The organism is Microcystis sp. M083S1, from assembly GCF_020246405.1.
Taxonomy (GTDB): Bacteria; Cyanobacteriota; Cyanobacteriia; order Cyanobacteriales; family Microcystaceae; genus Microcystis; species Microcystis aeruginosa_C.
In genome coordinates, this window is record NZ_JADBTB010000110.1 from 1 (window position 1) to 15735 (window position 15735).

Sequence of the window (15735 nt, forward strand, 5' to 3'; positions counted from 1 at the left end):
TGTAACGGAAACTCCCATTGAACGCCCCCAAAAGAAACAGAAAGATTTTTTTTCGGGTAAAAGAGGTTATCATACTTTAAAATCCCAATTAGTAGCTGATCAAAATACCGAGGAAATTATCTGTGTCTTTTGTGGGAAAGGTAGAGGTCATGATTTTAGTTTATTTAAAAAAAGTCGAGTTCGTTTTCATCCTTTAACTACCAGCATAGAAGACAGTGGTTATCAGGGAATAGCTGCATACCATAGTAATAGTTATACACCGAAAAAGAAATCGAAAAAAGGATTGCTTCAACGGGATAATCAATTTCAGTAGCGCGAGCAATCAGGGCATCCTGAATCCAGTCTGGTAAGCACTTTAAAATATTTTCCGCATCCGCAGACGAGATTTGCTCCGAAAGTTTCACTTGCATGGGTTAGGACTCCAGTATGAATTTGAACATTATACGGTGGCTCAGTTGCCCTTCAAATGATCGCCTCTAGTTCTAATAGTAGCGCAGGGTTTTTTGAGTAAGGTATTGTCTGCACCGCAATTCGTACCAGCTATTCTCATTTTGAAACGATTTTGCGTTGTTTCAGCGATCTAGAGATTCGTTAAGAATTATTAACCCCTCTAGGTGCAAGGGTTTTAATGTCATGAAACCTTAAAATGAGAATTGCTATATTTTGAGAAGAGGCCGTTCCCTCAGCAAAAAAATAGATTAAAATGAGTGTGTCAGCCTGATTAACAAGATGAGTTATGCCAACACCGACTATCATCGAAACAGATTTGCGCGAAGTTCTAGCAGAAATGAATCAGAAGCTAGATACAATTTCTAAAGATGTGAATCAAGTACAGATTCGATTGGCTACTGTAGAAACCAAAGTTGATAATGTAGAGAAACGATTGGATTCAATGGATAAGCGATTCGATAAAATGGAATTACAGATAGAAAAGGTAGAAAGCAATCAGGGCAATCAGGTTTGGGCTTTGATTGGGATTTTGTTTACGGCGGTAGTGGCAACGTCTATCCGTTTTGTTTTAACAGCTTTACCCTAGATTTCAAAAGAAAACCTGATCGCGTTTTTAAGATTTAATCAACAAGAAAACAGCGATCACCGTTATCTCAAGTCATCTTCGGTCAGATCAGCATCTTTCAAAATACTCTTAAGAGTACCAATTGGTAAATCTTTATTGCCATGAACAGGAACGGATAAAATAACTTTCATTCCCTGTTTTGTATAAATATGATGACTACTACTAATGCGTTTTAACTGCTAACCATAACGTTCAATAATTTTACAAAGGGCTTGGCCAGAAATAGATTTCATAATGATAATTCGACTAGCTCTTTTTCTGCTTCAATTTCTGTTTCTTGACTTGCAACTTCAAGCCATCCTTGAACCGCATCTTGCAACATTTCTAATAATTGTTCGTAGCTTTCTCCCCAGGTATGACAGCCTGGCAATGCCGGTACGGAACCGCACCAAATACCATCTTCTTGCCAGATTAGAGCTTTAATTTTCATGTTATTTTCAAAATATTTGCCTGATTTTACTATGATAATAGAAAAATACGATATGTGATCGCCCCTCCTCCTCATCAAAAAGCGATCGCCCTTTGCGTTCCTATCCCAAGCAATGGCAGTTTTAAAGTTTAACCAACAAGATGACAGCGAATAACAATCAATTTGGTGTGTTACATTTATAATATGGGTATTTCAAGTAAAAATCATTTCACCAACAGATCATGCTTAATTCTATTGACGCATTATTTGACGGAAAAGTCTTTCATCCAGAGCAACCCGTTAGATTGAAGGCTAATACTCGTGTCCGCATTATTGTTGATAACTTATCGGATGAAAATAATGAACTCACTTCTTTTTTAGAGACAGCAGAATCATTACAACTAGACGGCCCCTCTGATTGGTCAGAAAATCTAGATAAATATTTATATGGTGAAGAAAAAGAGCATGAACCCTGAGAAATTTCTCGATACAAGTTATGCGATCGCTTTATCTTCATCTACGGACGATTATCATCATAAAGCACTTGCCATTGCCCAACAATTAAAAACTTCAAAAACACCTTTAGTTACAACCAGAGCCATTATTTTAGAGATTGGCAATGCTTTATCTAAACAAAAATATCGCTCTAAGTCAATTAAATTATTGTCCTCATTAGAAAAGGACAGAACAGTGACAGTTATTCCCTTATCGGAAATTCTTTATCAAAAAGCTTTTCAACTATATTGTCAAAGAAACGATAAAAATTGGGGAATTGTTGACTGTATTTCTTTTATTGTAATGGAAGAGCGTAGAATAACGGAAGCATTAACAACGGATATTCATTTTCAGCAAGCTGGTTTTCGAGCTTTGTTGAGAGATTAATCTCAGGGCAGGCGATCGCCCCTTCTCATCCCAAAAAAAACGATCGCCTCTCCTCACTCAAGAAACGATCGCATTACAAGATCGGTGATTGCACTTCGGGAATTAATCTTAAAACAAAACTATTAAAATTAGGATACAAAGGCTCGATCTTGCAGAATGACGATTGATTAATTAAAGAAAAACTTATTAGCCCATGAATACCATAAAGTTTTACAAAACGTTTTACATCTTGATGTATTTTGGCTTGTGAGCTAGATTTCTTTTCTATTCCAATTCTGCTTTCTAATCTATTTTCAATTTCTTTATCTAGTCCAATTTCAATTGTCTTCCCTATTAGTTGTTCAATGTAGTATTTTCGTAATCCATTTAATCTAGTCTTAGCCCTTATAAAAGATTCTCTTGAATTAGATAAATCAGGGAGTAATAGCTCAAGAACTTGCTTAATATAGGAATCACTAAAACCTAAATCTGAACTTTGTAATTTCAAAAAAAGTTCATCTTTTAGTAATTTCAAAAAAAGTTCATCTTTTATCCCATTATCTATATCGCGAGACAAAAGTAGATTTATCCCAGAAAAATGAATTAAAATCATAGCGTCGTTGTAAAACTTATTTAATTTAACGACAAAGTCGTCTTGAGAATTAATCAACTCTTCTAAGTCATCAGCATTAGGTGCTTGATCAAGAGCATTTTGTTTATTTCTCTCTAAAATAATTCGATCTTCGTAATCAATATAAACTTCTATTTTTAAAAAAAACTCTAAAGCTTCATCAATACTAAGATTATCACTTTCAGTTGCAATTATTTCGATCAAAAAACGTTTCATTTGATCAGTAAGAATAACACCACTACAACCAAAATCTCCCTTAAGTAGCCTTTTAACAAAAAGGTACTCCATGATTGAGCGATGAGCAAATTTATAATTTCCCTGTGCATCCCGATTCAAAAGTGATCTTCCACTAAGTTCCCATCGTGTCAAATCGCTATTCCACTCATTGGCTAAACCCTCTAAATCCTGAGAAGGAATTCTCTCCATTCCTCTTTTTTCCCTATTAACATAAAGATTTACAGCAAGCCGTTCTGAGTATTCTCCTAACTTACTTTTGCTTACCCAAGAAGACTCTCGCTCTAACCAAGCATCTACCATTAGTTGATATAGCTGGTAAGATTGAGTTATTTTGTGTCCTGACTCAATAACATCAGGAATATGAGCTAAAAGCATCGGTCTTACACTTAGTGACTTAATCCGATAAGCTAACTCTTTAGCTTTTTTCCGTTTGCTAGAAAGCCAAAAGGGAAAACGCTTTTGAAGATAAAGGTCTATATCATTATCATCAAAAGGAGAAAGATAAAGTTTCCAAAATTCATAAACACCTTTTTCTCCAGCTTTTCGAGGGCCTACCCGAGCAATTCCTGTTTCAACAGGCATTTCTTCATCATTTGGAAAAAATTGTGTTCTGCAAGTAATAATCACTCGCTTGTAATCTCGACAAGCATCCATAAGATGTCTGATGCGTGTACGATGATCTTCAATCGCTTTCGTATCTTCATCTAAGGCATCAAGAAAAATAACAGTCTCATTTTTATTTTCATATTCGCTAATTTGTGTATCAGCATCTTTCAAGCCGAGAGGTACTAAAAATAAATTTTGAGATTTGTTTCGACTTCGACGTAAATTATGAGCATAATAATTTAAAACAAATGATGTTTTGCCAGTTCCAGAGTCAGCTAGTATGAGTAAGTGTCTTTTAGAAGAATCATGATCATCTAAAAAATCATCTATTTTTTTAAATAAACTTTCTCTTGTCGCCATTAATGCTTGTCGTATTTCTTCCTCTTGGGCTGGATCTATATTTGAACACTTAGGACTGATGTAATATTTAGTTGATTGTTGTATTGTTTCTTTATCGTATGCACCTCGACTTAATTTTTCCGTAAGAATTTTGCGATCTTTAAACTCTTTAAAGGTTGAATATAACTTAGTTAATGGAGTTATCGATTTAATAATGAATGGCAAAAATCCAAAGAAAAGCAATAGAAGGATAGTATTGATCCAGTTTTCTGGCAATGGAAAAAGGTGTTTAAAATCATCAATGTTCATAGGAAAATGAATGTATTTATAATAGAAGTTAAATATGTGTATAAAAATAGATACTTGTGGTTTTATGGAACTTGATAGACATTATAAGTTTGCAATGCTCATCAGACTAAAGGATTTAGTGGGATCGCCACTCTCGTCGCTTAAGGTTCAGAAATGCAACCCAACTATAGGAAATAATAACCTAATTGTCGAGTTACTGCAATCATTCTCTCTGACAAAGTTTGATCGCCGAACTTTATCACCTCAACCCAAGCAACAGATCGGCGATCCAGCCAGATTCTCAATAGGATTACTTTAACTCAATTTCCCCTGGTCGCCAAGTCTTATCAAACCAAGGCTCAAGCAGGCCATAAAGTCGAAGAATCGTGTTCCAACCCGTTTCAGGAATCGTCTGCACCCAATTATTTTCCTTATGATTAAAAGCAAAAAAGCGCGTTAAGTAACTATTTTTTAAGTCAAGACGGCAATTAGCGATCGCCCCTCCTGATCAAAAAGCGATCACACCATGAGAAGAAAACCTGATCGCACTAAAGTCCAAAATAATCGCAAATCAGATAATTATTGTTAAGAAAACAATTTGGTACGTTACATTTCATTAGCGTACCCTACACTATCACCGACCATACTAACTGGTTGCTTGTCGAGAGCAATTTCAAATAAAAATTCAGGGGCAAAGTCTGCTCCGTTTGGCCATTCTATTGTCCGACTATTTACATATACTTTTTGAAATAAACTCTGATCTTTTAAGGGTTCAAATATTTCTCCATACAATTCTTGTTCTAAATCTACAATCCCTTCTATTCCATTATTAAAGGTTAGCTTTAATTGATACTTATCCAGATATTCCACACAGATAACATGAAGAAATAGCTCCTTTTTAGGGAAGGGGATCGATTCTGTTAAGAGGTTTTCTTTGACGCGCATTTTCCCAGTTCTCCAATAGTTCAGATTGGTGTAGATCAAGCCACTCCCATATTAGATTTAGTCCTCTTTTGGGCATTTGACCACAAACTTCACCTGTGTGAATCATTATAACTGCTTCATAATCTTGATACTCGGCATGGATATGAGGCGGATTGTGATCGTTATAGTTCATGGTGATTTTTATTCCATAGAAGCTTGATAGAGTGGGCATGAGTAAGAATAGTAATAAAGGTTGCTTTCTAAAAGTTTTCCCCCTATTGTAAGCGATCACCCTTGGCGTTCCAGCAATGACAATTTTAAAGTTTAATCAACAAAATAACAGCGATTACATTGAGCCTAGTCATAATGAAATTTACAACTAATAATAATAATTTTTGTCTCTGTTGGTTCCCCAATCCAATACATCTGTCTGTCTTTGTCGCAGTTGTTTGGCCGTTTCTTCTAACCAAGCAAGATAGTCTTGTTCGTATAAGTCTTTAGCGCTGGTCAGGTATTAGGTTTTTATTTTTTTGACGCTTATCTAACCTGAAAAAAGAGGGTTTGCAGGCAGGCACGGATTCCCATTATATATATAAGTATCTGTCAAGTGCGGGGATTTGTCAAGGGTTTTGACAGTAGAAAGGGAGAAAACTTTTAACAATACACTTGTTCTAACATAGCGGTAGTGAGAGATTTTTGGCCGTGATAATAGAGACGACGATTGAGACAACCGATCGATTTAACATAGGTAGATAGGGTTCCCAGATCATGGGAAATAATTAAAATAGTCATCCACTCATTCAATTCTTGCAACAGGGAAAAAATACTAGCACGCATTTGGGGATCGACACTGGCAGTGGGTTCATCTAAAATCAAGAGACGGGGTTCTACCGCTAAAGCGCGAGCGATATAAACCCGTTGGCGCTGTCCTCCCGAAAGTTCGGCAATCGACCTTTTTTTCAACGCTAACATTCCCACACTATCTAAAGCTTTATCTACCCTTAACTCATCTTTTTTACTATAGCCTTGCCAGAGTTTTTTGCTGCTCAATCTCCCCATTTTCACCACCTCACCCACAGTGATGGGGAATGAGCGATCGCATTCGACAAACTGCGGCACATAACCGACTAATTCCCGACCTTTTTCGACATTTTGCCCCAAAATACTGACTTCTCCCCGCCAAGGTTTAATTAATCCCAGTAAAACCTTAAGGAGGGTAGTTTTTCCTCCTCCATTCGGGCCGATAATTCCCAGAAAATCCAATTCTTCAATGGTTAAATTAATATCTTCGAGGATAGGTTCCTGTTCGTAGCCGGCCCAGAGATTATTAATGGTAATGATCGTTGACATATACAAGCAATTACTGATTTAAAACTGTGGCCATTTTTTGGGAAACTTGTCGCAGGTTTTCACTCCAATTTTCAGCAAAGGCACTGATAGGGATTACCTGTCCCCCAATTTCCCTAGCAATAGTTTCGGCACTTTTCTGACTAAATTCTGGTTGAGTAAAAATAACTTTAATATTCTCTTTTTTTGCCTGTTTGATTAGTTGACTTAACTGGGCAGCACTGGGTTCATTGCCGTCGATTTCGATTGCGATCATCTCTAAACCGTAATCTTGGGCAAAATAGCCCCATTCGGGATGAAAGACCATAAATTTTTTGTTTTTGACCCCTGCCAAGTTTTGCCGAATTTCTTGATCTAATGCGTCTAATTCCTGACTGAATTTTTCAAAGTTAGCCCGATAGATAGCTTCCTGACCGGGATCGAGTTGTGCTAGGGTTTGATAAATAGTCTTTGCCTGTGCTTTGACTCGTTTTGGTGATAACCAAATATGGGGATCTAGGGTGTTTTTTCCAGCTTGATGTTTTTTTTCCTTAGCGTGATCGTGATCATGATCATGATCGTGATTATGTTCTGCTGTCAAAGGGATTTTATCTACCCCTTGACTGGTATCGACGATTAACATCTGCTGGTTAACACTGTTTAAGCGATCTTTCCAGGCATCTTCTAAGGATACACCGATTTTAAAGTAGGCTTGCGATTGGGCTGTGGTTTTTAATTGTTCGGGTTTTGGTTCATAGGTGTGGGGATCTGTCCCGGGTTGAATCATGGCATTAACACTGACTCTATCACCGCCGATGCGTTTGACGAAATATTCCTGCGGTACGATACTGACTGTCACCTGTAAGGGTGTCTTTGCTTCCTCTTCCTTGACCGAGGAATCGCTACAAGCTGTTAAGCTGGCTATAGTCAGGGTTAAAGCGATCGCTGTTAACTGTAAATTTTTACCCATCGGATTAACTGAGTCTGATTATGATTCTGATCTTATCACAGTTGGTGAGAATCGTTATCATTCTGAAAATATTTCGGTACAAATGTACTGGCTTTTCGTCCTTCGATCTTTTGCTCCCAATTAAAAAATTTCTCTTGCTAACTAGGGCTTGACATGATATTATATAGATAATGGAAAATCCGTGCGCCTGCGACCCCCCTCTGGTCAAGTCAAATAAAGCCCAAAAAAATTAACCCCAAAAAGTAGTGGGTGAACTGATAACTGATACTTGCTAAGACTGCACCGGAGCAGGGAGAGGAAGCCTGAGCATTTGTACTAAAACTCCCAAGAGGCAGTATAAAAAATTCAGTAGAGCTTAACTAGAGCTTGCTGAATAAATCTAAAAACCTTGTTGGGTAAAACTTTCAGACTTTTTGTCAATCAAAAAGTACCGGACATGGGAGTGATCGGGGGGAAAATTAGGTAATTGACCCCCTCAAAATCGGTAAAACCCCACACCCCACACCCCACACCCCACACCCCACACCCTACACCCCACACCCCACACCCCACACCCCACACCCCACACCCTGTCCCCACGAAAAACTTTTTGCCGCAAACCCTAACTAAAAACCGAGTGCCGAACACGAAAAAATGACTTTTGCCTCCGTTATTCGCAACATTGAAAAATCGCCTTTAACTGCCGAACTTATCCAAAAACTGGAGAAAAACGGCAATTTAACCCTAACTGGCCTTGCCCGCTTACCGAAAGGATTAATAAGCACAGCTTTCGCCCGTTGTCAAGGAAAAAATCTTTTAATTATCTGTGCCAATCTGGAAGAAGCGGCACGTTGGGCGGCACAATTAGAAGCGATGACGTGGAAAGGTGTTTTCTTTTATCCCACCTCGGAAGCTTGCCCCTACGAGAGATTTAATCGGGAATCCGAGATGATTTGGGGACAGATGCAGGTATTATCGACAATCAGTCATCAAGAGGCTGGAATGGCGATCGTTACCACCGAAAAGGCCCTGCAGCCCCATTTACCCCCTAGAGAGGTTTTCGAGAAATATAGCGATAATTTTGAGGTAGGAAGGGTTATAGAAGCCAAAAACCTCGATCTAACCCTAGCTAGATTAGGATATGAACGGGTTTCACTGGTAGAAACCGAAGGGCAATGGAGTCGTCGCGGCGATATCGTTGATATTTTCCCAGTTTCGGCAGAATTACCGGTCAGGTTAGAATTTTTCGGCGATGAATTGGAAAAATTGCGAGAATTTGACCCTGCCACCCAAAGATCCCTCGATTCTATCCCCAATCTGCTTCTTACTCCCACTAGCTTCGCGGCGATGATTGTCCCTTCTCTCCCCCCGACAGTGGCCGATTATTTGGAGGCTGAAGAGCGAGAAAAATTGGCTAATGGCATTTATCCAGAGGGAATTGAGCGATTTTTAGGCTTGTCCTTCCCTCAACCTGCCTCTTTATTGGATTATCTCCCCGAAAATACTCTTATTGCCTTTGATGAACTGGAAAGCTGTCAAGCTAGAAGCGATCGCTGGATAGAATATATTGGGGAACGCTGGCAAGAGATAGAACCAGCTTTACCGAAAATTCACCGTTCTTTTGGCGAATCTCTGCAAATATCGCCCAAATTTCCCCATCTCTACCTCTCGGAAATAGACGATCACCTCTCCGAAAATAGCCTTAATCTCTCCAGTCGTCCGATTCCCACCAGTCCGGGGCAATTCGCCAAACTAGCGGAAATTTTACGGGGAAAAAGAGAGATTTATAGCGGTATTAAACTAAATAAGTACGCTACATGGTTAATATCTGCCCAACCCTCCCGCACAGTCTCGTTATTACAGGAACACGACTGTCCGGCCCAATTTATCCCCAATCCCCTCGATTTTGGGGCGATCGAGCGCTTAATCATTCAAAACACCGCTACAGCCCTAAAATACTCAGGATTAGCTGAATTAGAAGGTTTTATCCTACCCACCTATCGCATAGTCGTCGTTACTGATCGAGAGTTCTTCGGGCAACATCTTTTAAATACTGCCGGTTACGTCCGCAAACGTCGGCAAGCAGCCTCGGTACAGGTGGACGTGAACAAACTCCGTCCCCTCGACTTTGTAGTACATAAACACCATGGCATCGGACAGTTTATCAAACTAGAAAAGCAAGAAAGCACAATTAGCGGAATAGTGCAAGGTCGAGATTATCTAGTTATTAAATATGCCGATGGATTATTGCGGGTTCCTGCCGATTCTGTTGATAATCTCTCCCGTTATCGTCATACAGGTAATCAAGAGCCAGAATTACATAAAATCTCTGGCAAAGCGTGGGAAGCGACGAAAGCTCGCGTCAGGAAGTCAGTTAAGAAGTTAGCGGTTGATTTAATCAATATTTACGCCCAACGGTCCCAAAAATCGGGTTTTGCCTATCCGATGGATAATCCCTGGCAGCGGGAGTTAGAGGATTCCTTTCCCTACCAACCCACTGCTGATCAACTGAAAGCGATACAGGATGTGAAACGGGATTTAGAAAGCGATCGCCCGATGGATCGCTTAGTCTGTGGGGATGTGGGTTTTGGTAAGACAGAAGTGGCCATTCGTGCTATTTTTAAAGCTGTCACCACGGGTCATAAACAGGTGGCTTTATTAGCACCAACAACGATTTTAACCCAACAACATTATCACACCCTAAAAGAACGTTTTGCCCCCTATCCCATCAACGTGGGTTTATTAAATCGTTTTCGCACCAATTCCGAGAAAAAAGATATCGTCCAGCGCTTGAAAACGGGGGAATTGGATATAGTAGTGGGTACTCAGTTGTTATTGAGTAAAGCGGTGGAATTTAAAGATTTAGGATTATTGGTAATTGATGAAGAACAGCGTTTTGGGGTCAACCAAAAGGAAAAAATTAAGGCTTTTAAAAGTAATATTGATGTGTTAACCTTGAGTGCGACACCGATTCCCCGGACTCTTTATATGTCCCTTTCTGGGGTGCGAGAAATGAGTTTAATTACCACACCTCCCCCCTCTCGTCGTCCCATTCAAACCCACCTTTCTAGTTATAATTCTGATGTGATTAGAACGGCAATTCGCAATGAATTGGATCGGGGGGGACAGATTTTTTATGTAGTACCCAGAATCGAGGGAATTGAAGAAAAAGCGGCAGCAATTCAAGGGATGATTCCTGGTGCTAGAATTGCCATCGGCCACGGTCGTATGGATGAGTCCGAATTAGAGACCACCATGTTAGCATTTAATAATGGGGAAGCGGATATCTTAGTCTGTACGACTATTGTGGAGTCGGGGTTAGATATTCCCAGAGTTAACACAATTATCATTGAAGATGCCCAAAAATTCGGTTTAGCGCAACTCTATCAACTGCGGGGACGGGTGGGGCGATCGGGAGTACAAGCGCACGCTTGGTTACTTTATCCGGCCAAGGCAGAACTAACAGAAACCGCTCGGGAAAGATTAAAGGCAATTCAAGAATTTACCCAGTTAGGATCGGGGTATCAATTAGCGACTAGGGATCTGGAAATTCGCGGTGCGGGTAACTTATTAGGTGCGGAACAATCGGGACAAATGGAAGCGATTGGTTTTGATCTATATATGGAAATGTTACAGGAAGCTTTGCGAGAAATTCAAGGTCAAGAAATTCCCCAAGTGGAGGATACCCAAATCGATCTGAAATTAACTGCATTTATTCCTAACGATTATATATCCGATCTGGAGCAGAAAATGGATGTCTATCGGGCGATCGCTACTGCCAATTCTCAGAAAGCTTTAGGACAAATTGCCGCGGATTTAGTGGATAGATACGGGGCAATTCCTGCACCGGTGGCACAATTATTTAAGGTAATCGAGTTAAAACATCTGGCTAAATCCCTCGGTTTTTCGCGAATTAAACCCGACGGAAAACAGCATATTATCCTAGAAACTCCTATGGAGGAACCAGCGTGGAAATTATTACAAGAACACCTACCCCAACATATACAATCACGCTTTGTTTATAGTCCCAAACAGGTGACGGTTAGGGGTTTAGGAACGGTAAAACCACCACAGCAGTTAGATAGTTTATTGGAGTGGTTAGCTAAGTGTAAAGATGGTTTACCGACGAGGAATTAGACTAAATCCTGTTTAAAAAGTATAGGAGACTGGGAATTATGAATTATCAATTATCAATTATGAAGTGGGGAGCAGGGGAGAAGATAATCACTAAAAGTAATCTCCTGTCTCAACCGGGAAATTACTTTTGCAAGACTACCTAAGTAGCTGGTTATAATTAAGTTAAAAATGGATTTTGCCTTTAATCCCCCCTTGATAAGGTAGGGTTGATTCATGAATCAACCCTACCCTTGATAACGGGGATATCTGATAATTTTTAACGCCTACCTACTCATAAGGTGCTTTGGGTACGGAGAGAGAGGGATTCGAACCCTCGTTAAAGTTACCCCTAAACAGCATTTCCAGTGCTGCGCCTTCAACCGCTCGGCCATCTCTCCAATTGAGGTCACGATCATCAATCCTACAGTAAATGCTGCCGATCTGTCAAATTATTTTTCTTTTTCCGACGATGACCGATCAGGTTATACTTCATCTGGACGGGAAACCCTGTCAGTTAATGGACCTGCGCTTTGATAATGTACCTTTTGGGCGAACGCAGTTCGCCCCTACATTGTGGACAAAATCCGTTACTGTAGGGGCGCAAAGCTTGCGCCCTCCGATCGATTGGGATATTATTCCCACGCAAGTCCCTAAGCACATCCTAGATATTGATTTAAGATTGCTGCCGTAGCTAGACCAGTTTTTTGCCAACTAAACTCATCGGCCCGTTTTTTGCCTAGATGACTTAATTTTGAGTGTAATTGTCGATCTTGAGCGATAATTTTTAGGGCATCGGCTAGGGACTCGACTCGATAGGGATCGATTAAAATTGCCGCTGTTGCCGTGACTTCGGGCAAAGATGACAAATTTGAGGTAATAATGGGTGTACCGCAGGCCATAGCCTCTAAAACGGGCAATCCGAAGCCTTCCCAGAGACTGGGGAAGACTAAAGCAGTGGCTTGACTGATCACCTTGGGCAGCTCATCGTAGGGGATATAATCGAGAAATTTAATGCGATCGCTGACTGCCAATTCTCGCGCTTGTTGTTGTAAATTGGGGGTATAACGGCGATCAAAGCTGCCGGCAATCCAAAGATGATAATCTGTTAAATCTGGGGGCAGTTGGGCAAAAGCGGCGATTAAACGCGGTAAATTTTTATAGGGATTGGGACGACCGAGATAGAGAAAATAGGGATGCTCTGGCTTATTATCTTCCATAGGACGAAAGTGATGATGATCATAGGCTAGGGGAATAGAAGTAATTTTATCGGCGGGAATTTGATAATATTCAGTGATATCTTTGGCCGTTGCCTGAGAGTTACAGATGATATGTTTTGCCTGTTGTAATACCTGCGGCACATAATAACGGAAATAGTGAGTTAAGGGGGAAGTAAAACTGGGAAACCGCAGGGGAATTAAATCGTGGACCATGACGACAAAGCGACAATGAGAATTTATCGGTGCTTCTGGGAGGGGAGAAAAGAGTAAATTGGCGTTTAATTGTCGGTAAATTGACGGTAACTGCCACTGAGTCCAGAGTAAGCGTTTTAAATGACCTTTCGCTCCTCGATCGGGGCCGAGACCCTTGGGGATAGAATAACAGTTAAAGTCGGGATAACTATTAGCTGTTAGTAGGGTTGGTTCTAAATTTTTCAGGTAGGGTAAGAGGTTAAGAATGTAGGTACTGATTCCCGTGGGTTGGGGAAAAAGTACCGAGAGATTAATTAATAACTTATGCTGTGTATTCACTAATTAGGGTCTGCTGAAAAAGTTTTTCGTGGGGACAGGGTGTGGGGTGTGGGGTGTGGGGTGTGGGGTGTGGGGTTTTAGCGATTTTCATCTGGTCAATTACCTAATTTTCAGGGAAAAAGTCCCAGAATTGTACCCCCGATCACTCCAATGGTTGGCACTTTTTGAGGTAAAAAAAGTCTAAAAGTCTTACCCAATAAGGTTTTTAGATTTATTCAGCAAACCCTAATTACCCTGTTGATATTTGCTGAGAATTTCTGAGATATATTGGTAGCCTTCCAGTCCAATAGATTTAATCAGGGAGGAACGTTCCAGACTGAAAGTCTGCTCAAAAGCTGCGATATTTTTGCCACGAATAACCGTTAATAGACTAGCAGCTTGTCGCCATTCTACTGCACCGATTTCGTGTAGCCAGTACATTCCTAGAGAACCCATATAAATTGCCTGTTCAAAATTTTTGTCTTGATAGTAAGCTTCCCCTAAATAAGTTAGTAATAAACCTTGCAGATATACATCCCCGTAGTATTTGGCCGATTCCAATCCTTGTAGGAGAATATTAATCGCATCTTGGGTTCTTTCGAGGACAAGATATGCTAAACCTAAACTGCTACAACAAAGGGATTTACTCTGCCAATCTTGGAGACTTTCTGCTAACTTTAATCCCTGTTTTAAATACTCGATCGAACTTTGATAAATTTCTGGATCATATCTCTCTAACTGTTGTGCTTCCTGTACCTGACTATAACCCAAATTAGCTAAAGCGTTAGCCTGTCCTAAACTATTACCCTGTTGACGACTTAAAATTAAAGCTCTCTGACTTAAATTAATCGCTTCTGTATAGTTTTTTTGGATAGCATTGAGACGCGATAAATGGTTTAAATTAGCTATTTCACAAGCAGAGTCCTGCTGTTGACGAGCAATTTCTAAAGCTTGTTGATGACATTCTCTGGCCTGTGGATAGTCGCCGCGAATGCGATTAGAATAGGCAATTAAAGTTAAAATTCTCGCCTTTTCTCCCGTACCTTCCACATAACGCAGAGGAATTGATAAATAATCTAAGGCCTCCTTGAGATAACTGCCAGAAAAGGAGGCAAAAATTCCCCCGTATAAAGGAAAATAATCCCGTTGAGCAAAGGTTCTCAGAATTTGTAAAGCCATCTGAAAACAGCCCCGACTATAGAGAGAATTTTTACTAACTTGCTCGAAACTATTGGTTAACAGTGACCAAATTAAAGCAAAGGTGAGAAAGGTAGAAATGGATAATTTGGCTCCTAATTTTTCGCTATAGATACGCTGATCAAAAAAGTTAATTAGTCCTCTCTGGATATATTGAAAAACAATAGCAGTTTCTACCCAATCGGCTAAAGTTAAATCCTGAGTGATAGAATCAAAAGCTTGTTGATTAGCTAAACTTTCTAATACTCGTTTTAACCAGGAGGGATTAACTTTACTTGCCCAAATTTGCCAGGGAGTCACTCGCTCATTATCATTAGTAAAACCAAGATTGCGATTTTGTTCGTACAGCCAACTGGTGAGATCATTCGATAAATTTGACCAAGTATTTAACCCCAGATTAATCCCCGTGGCAATTTGCCATAAATCCGCTTCTCCCCGTTGCTGAGCAACTGTCTGTAAATGCTTGGCTAACTGTTGTAATTGTTCTAGGGTTAAAGCATTATTTTGATTGGGATCAATTAAATTAACTAAAGTCAGTAAACGATCCTCTCGATCGATTTTTACCAGATTATCGATCGCTGCTGCAGTGAGAGAATTTTGCTGATTGGTTTTTTGGTATTTTTCCCATTCACTTTCGATCGTTTCCAAGGCCCGTAAAACCCTAGTCGCTTTAATTTTTGTTTCTAACTGTGAGCGAGTAACGATCATTTTTTCGGTTAAACAACGCTCAAAAATTTCTCCTGTGCCATTTTTTACTCCCTCGGCTAAAAGGTTATAAACCTGTGATTTAGCCCTAATTTTTCCTTCTAAAGTTAGATTGACAATGCGCTCAATTAGTGCTTTATAAGTTTCGTTGAAGTTATCTCTATTTTCTGTCATAAGTGGTTGGGAATTATGAATTATGAATTATGAATTATGAACTGGGGTGATGGGGTGATGGGGGTGGGGAGAATAAATAAAAATAATCTCCTGACGACCGGCTACTGACTCCTGACTCGGTTGAATTATGAACTGGGGTGATGGGGTGATGGGGGTGGGGAGAATAAATAA

At 39.9% G+C, this 15735-nt stretch carries 12 protein-coding genes, 1 tRNA gene and 4 pseudogenes; 5 read left to right on the forward strand and 12 right to left on the reverse strand.

All coding sequences use genetic code 11. The features are described from left to right. A pseudogene (locus IM450_RS11365) lies at positions 1-277 on the forward strand (transposase family protein); the annotation flags it as partial. 459 nt (positions 278-736) lie between these two features. Then, on the forward strand, positions 737-1036 hold the full coding sequence (locus IM450_RS11370) for a hemolysin XhlA family protein (protein WP_002755782.1): 300 nt from the start codon (positions 737-739) through the stop codon (positions 1034-1036). 62 nt (positions 1037-1098) lie between these two features. Here the strand turns inward: IM450_RS11370 and IM450_RS11375 are convergent. Further along, positions 1099-1308, reverse strand: a pseudogene (locus tag IM450_RS11375) (type II toxin-antitoxin system HicA family toxin). Beyond that, positions 1305-1505 (reverse strand): type II toxin-antitoxin system HicB family antitoxin, encoded by a 201-nt coding sequence (locus IM450_RS11380; RefSeq protein ID WP_002735173.1) that lies wholly within the window; start codon positions 1503-1505, stop codon positions 1305-1307. The pseudogene IM450_RS11375 and the gene IM450_RS11380 overlap by 4 nt, the downstream one beginning before the upstream one ends. A gap of 221 nt (positions 1506-1726) precedes the next feature. Here IM450_RS11380 and IM450_RS11385 point away from each other — a divergent pair, with 221 nt between their 5' ends. Together IM450_RS11385 and IM450_RS11390 are read left to right on the forward strand one after the other, a co-directional pair. Beyond that, positions 1727-1960 carry a hypothetical protein gene (locus tag IM450_RS11385; RefSeq protein WP_004163555.1) on the forward strand — a complete coding sequence of 78 codons (234 nt, stop codon included), beginning with the start codon at positions 1727-1729 and terminating at the stop codon, positions 1958-1960. Next, the gene (locus tag IM450_RS11390) at positions 1950-2366 is read left to right on the forward strand and encodes a type II toxin-antitoxin system VapC family toxin (protein ID WP_002792614.1); all 417 of its coding nucleotides are present in this window, start codon (positions 1950-1952) and stop codon (positions 2364-2366) included. The genes IM450_RS11385 and IM450_RS11390 overlap by 11 nt, the downstream gene beginning before the upstream one ends. Positions 2367-2439: 73 nt before the next feature. On the opposite strand, the gene IM450_RS11395 is transcribed toward IM450_RS11390, so the two are convergent. From IM450_RS11395 to IM450_RS11420, 7 genes and pseudogenes are all read right to left on the reverse strand, one after another. Beyond that, a complete protein-coding gene (locus IM450_RS11395) occupies positions 2440-4467 on the reverse strand; it encodes an NACHT domain-containing protein (RefSeq protein WP_287664983.1) in 2028 nt (675 codons plus the stop codon). Positions 4468-4756: 289 nt separating this feature from the next. Then, positions 4757-4879: pseudogene (locus IM450_RS22715) on the reverse strand (DUF1214 domain-containing protein); the annotation flags it as partial. A 173-nt stretch (positions 4880-5052) separates the two neighbouring features. After that, the gene (locus IM450_RS11400; RefSeq protein ID WP_287664986.1) at positions 5053-5391 is read right to left on the reverse strand and encodes a DUF2442 domain-containing protein; all 339 of its coding nucleotides are present in this window, start codon (positions 5389-5391) and stop codon (positions 5053-5055) included. Then, on the reverse strand, positions 5345-5602 hold the full coding sequence (locus IM450_RS11405) for a DUF4160 domain-containing protein (protein ID WP_002792623.1): 258 nt from the start codon (positions 5600-5602) through the stop codon (positions 5345-5347). The genes IM450_RS11400 and IM450_RS11405 overlap by 47 nt, the downstream gene beginning before the upstream one ends. A gap of 180 nt (positions 5603-5782) precedes the next feature. Then, a pseudogene (locus tag IM450_RS11410) lies at positions 5783-5881 on the reverse strand (DUF29 family protein); the annotation flags it as partial. Between the two features lie 143 nt (positions 5882-6024). Further along, positions 6025-6720: a metal ABC transporter ATP-binding protein gene (locus tag IM450_RS11415; protein WP_004163551.1), complete on the reverse strand. Its 696-nt coding sequence runs from the start codon at positions 6718-6720 to the stop codon at positions 6025-6027. Positions 6721-6730: 10 nt separating this feature from the next. Continuing rightward, positions 6731-7666, reverse strand: a complete 936-nt coding sequence (locus tag IM450_RS11420; protein WP_287664989.1) for a metal ABC transporter solute-binding protein, Zn/Mn family — start codon at positions 7664-7666, stop codon at positions 6731-6733. Positions 7667-8299: 633 nt separating this feature from the next. On the opposite strand from IM450_RS11420, the gene mfd reads away from it, so the two are divergent. Then, the gene (gene mfd / locus IM450_RS11425) at positions 8300-11782 is read left to right on the forward strand and encodes a transcription-repair coupling factor (RefSeq protein WP_287664992.1); all 3483 of its coding nucleotides are present in this window, start codon (positions 8300-8302) and stop codon (positions 11780-11782) included. A gap of 290 nt (positions 11783-12072) precedes the next feature. Here the strand turns inward: mfd and IM450_RS11430 are convergent. From IM450_RS11430 to IM450_RS11440, 3 genes are all read right to left on the reverse strand, one after another. Then, positions 12073-12159 (reverse strand) — tRNA-Ser (locus IM450_RS11430). A 252-nt stretch (positions 12160-12411) separates the two neighbouring features. Next, entirely contained in the window at positions 12412-13509 is a 1098-nt protein-coding gene (locus IM450_RS11435) for a glycosyltransferase family 4 protein (RefSeq protein WP_287664994.1), read from the reverse strand. Positions 13510-13734: 225 nt separating this feature from the next. Further along, complete coding sequence (locus IM450_RS11440; protein WP_002801601.1) at positions 13735-15564, reverse strand: tetratricopeptide repeat protein; 1830 nt, start codon at positions 15562-15564, stop codon at positions 13735-13737. Positions 15565-15735 lie beyond the last annotated feature (171 nt).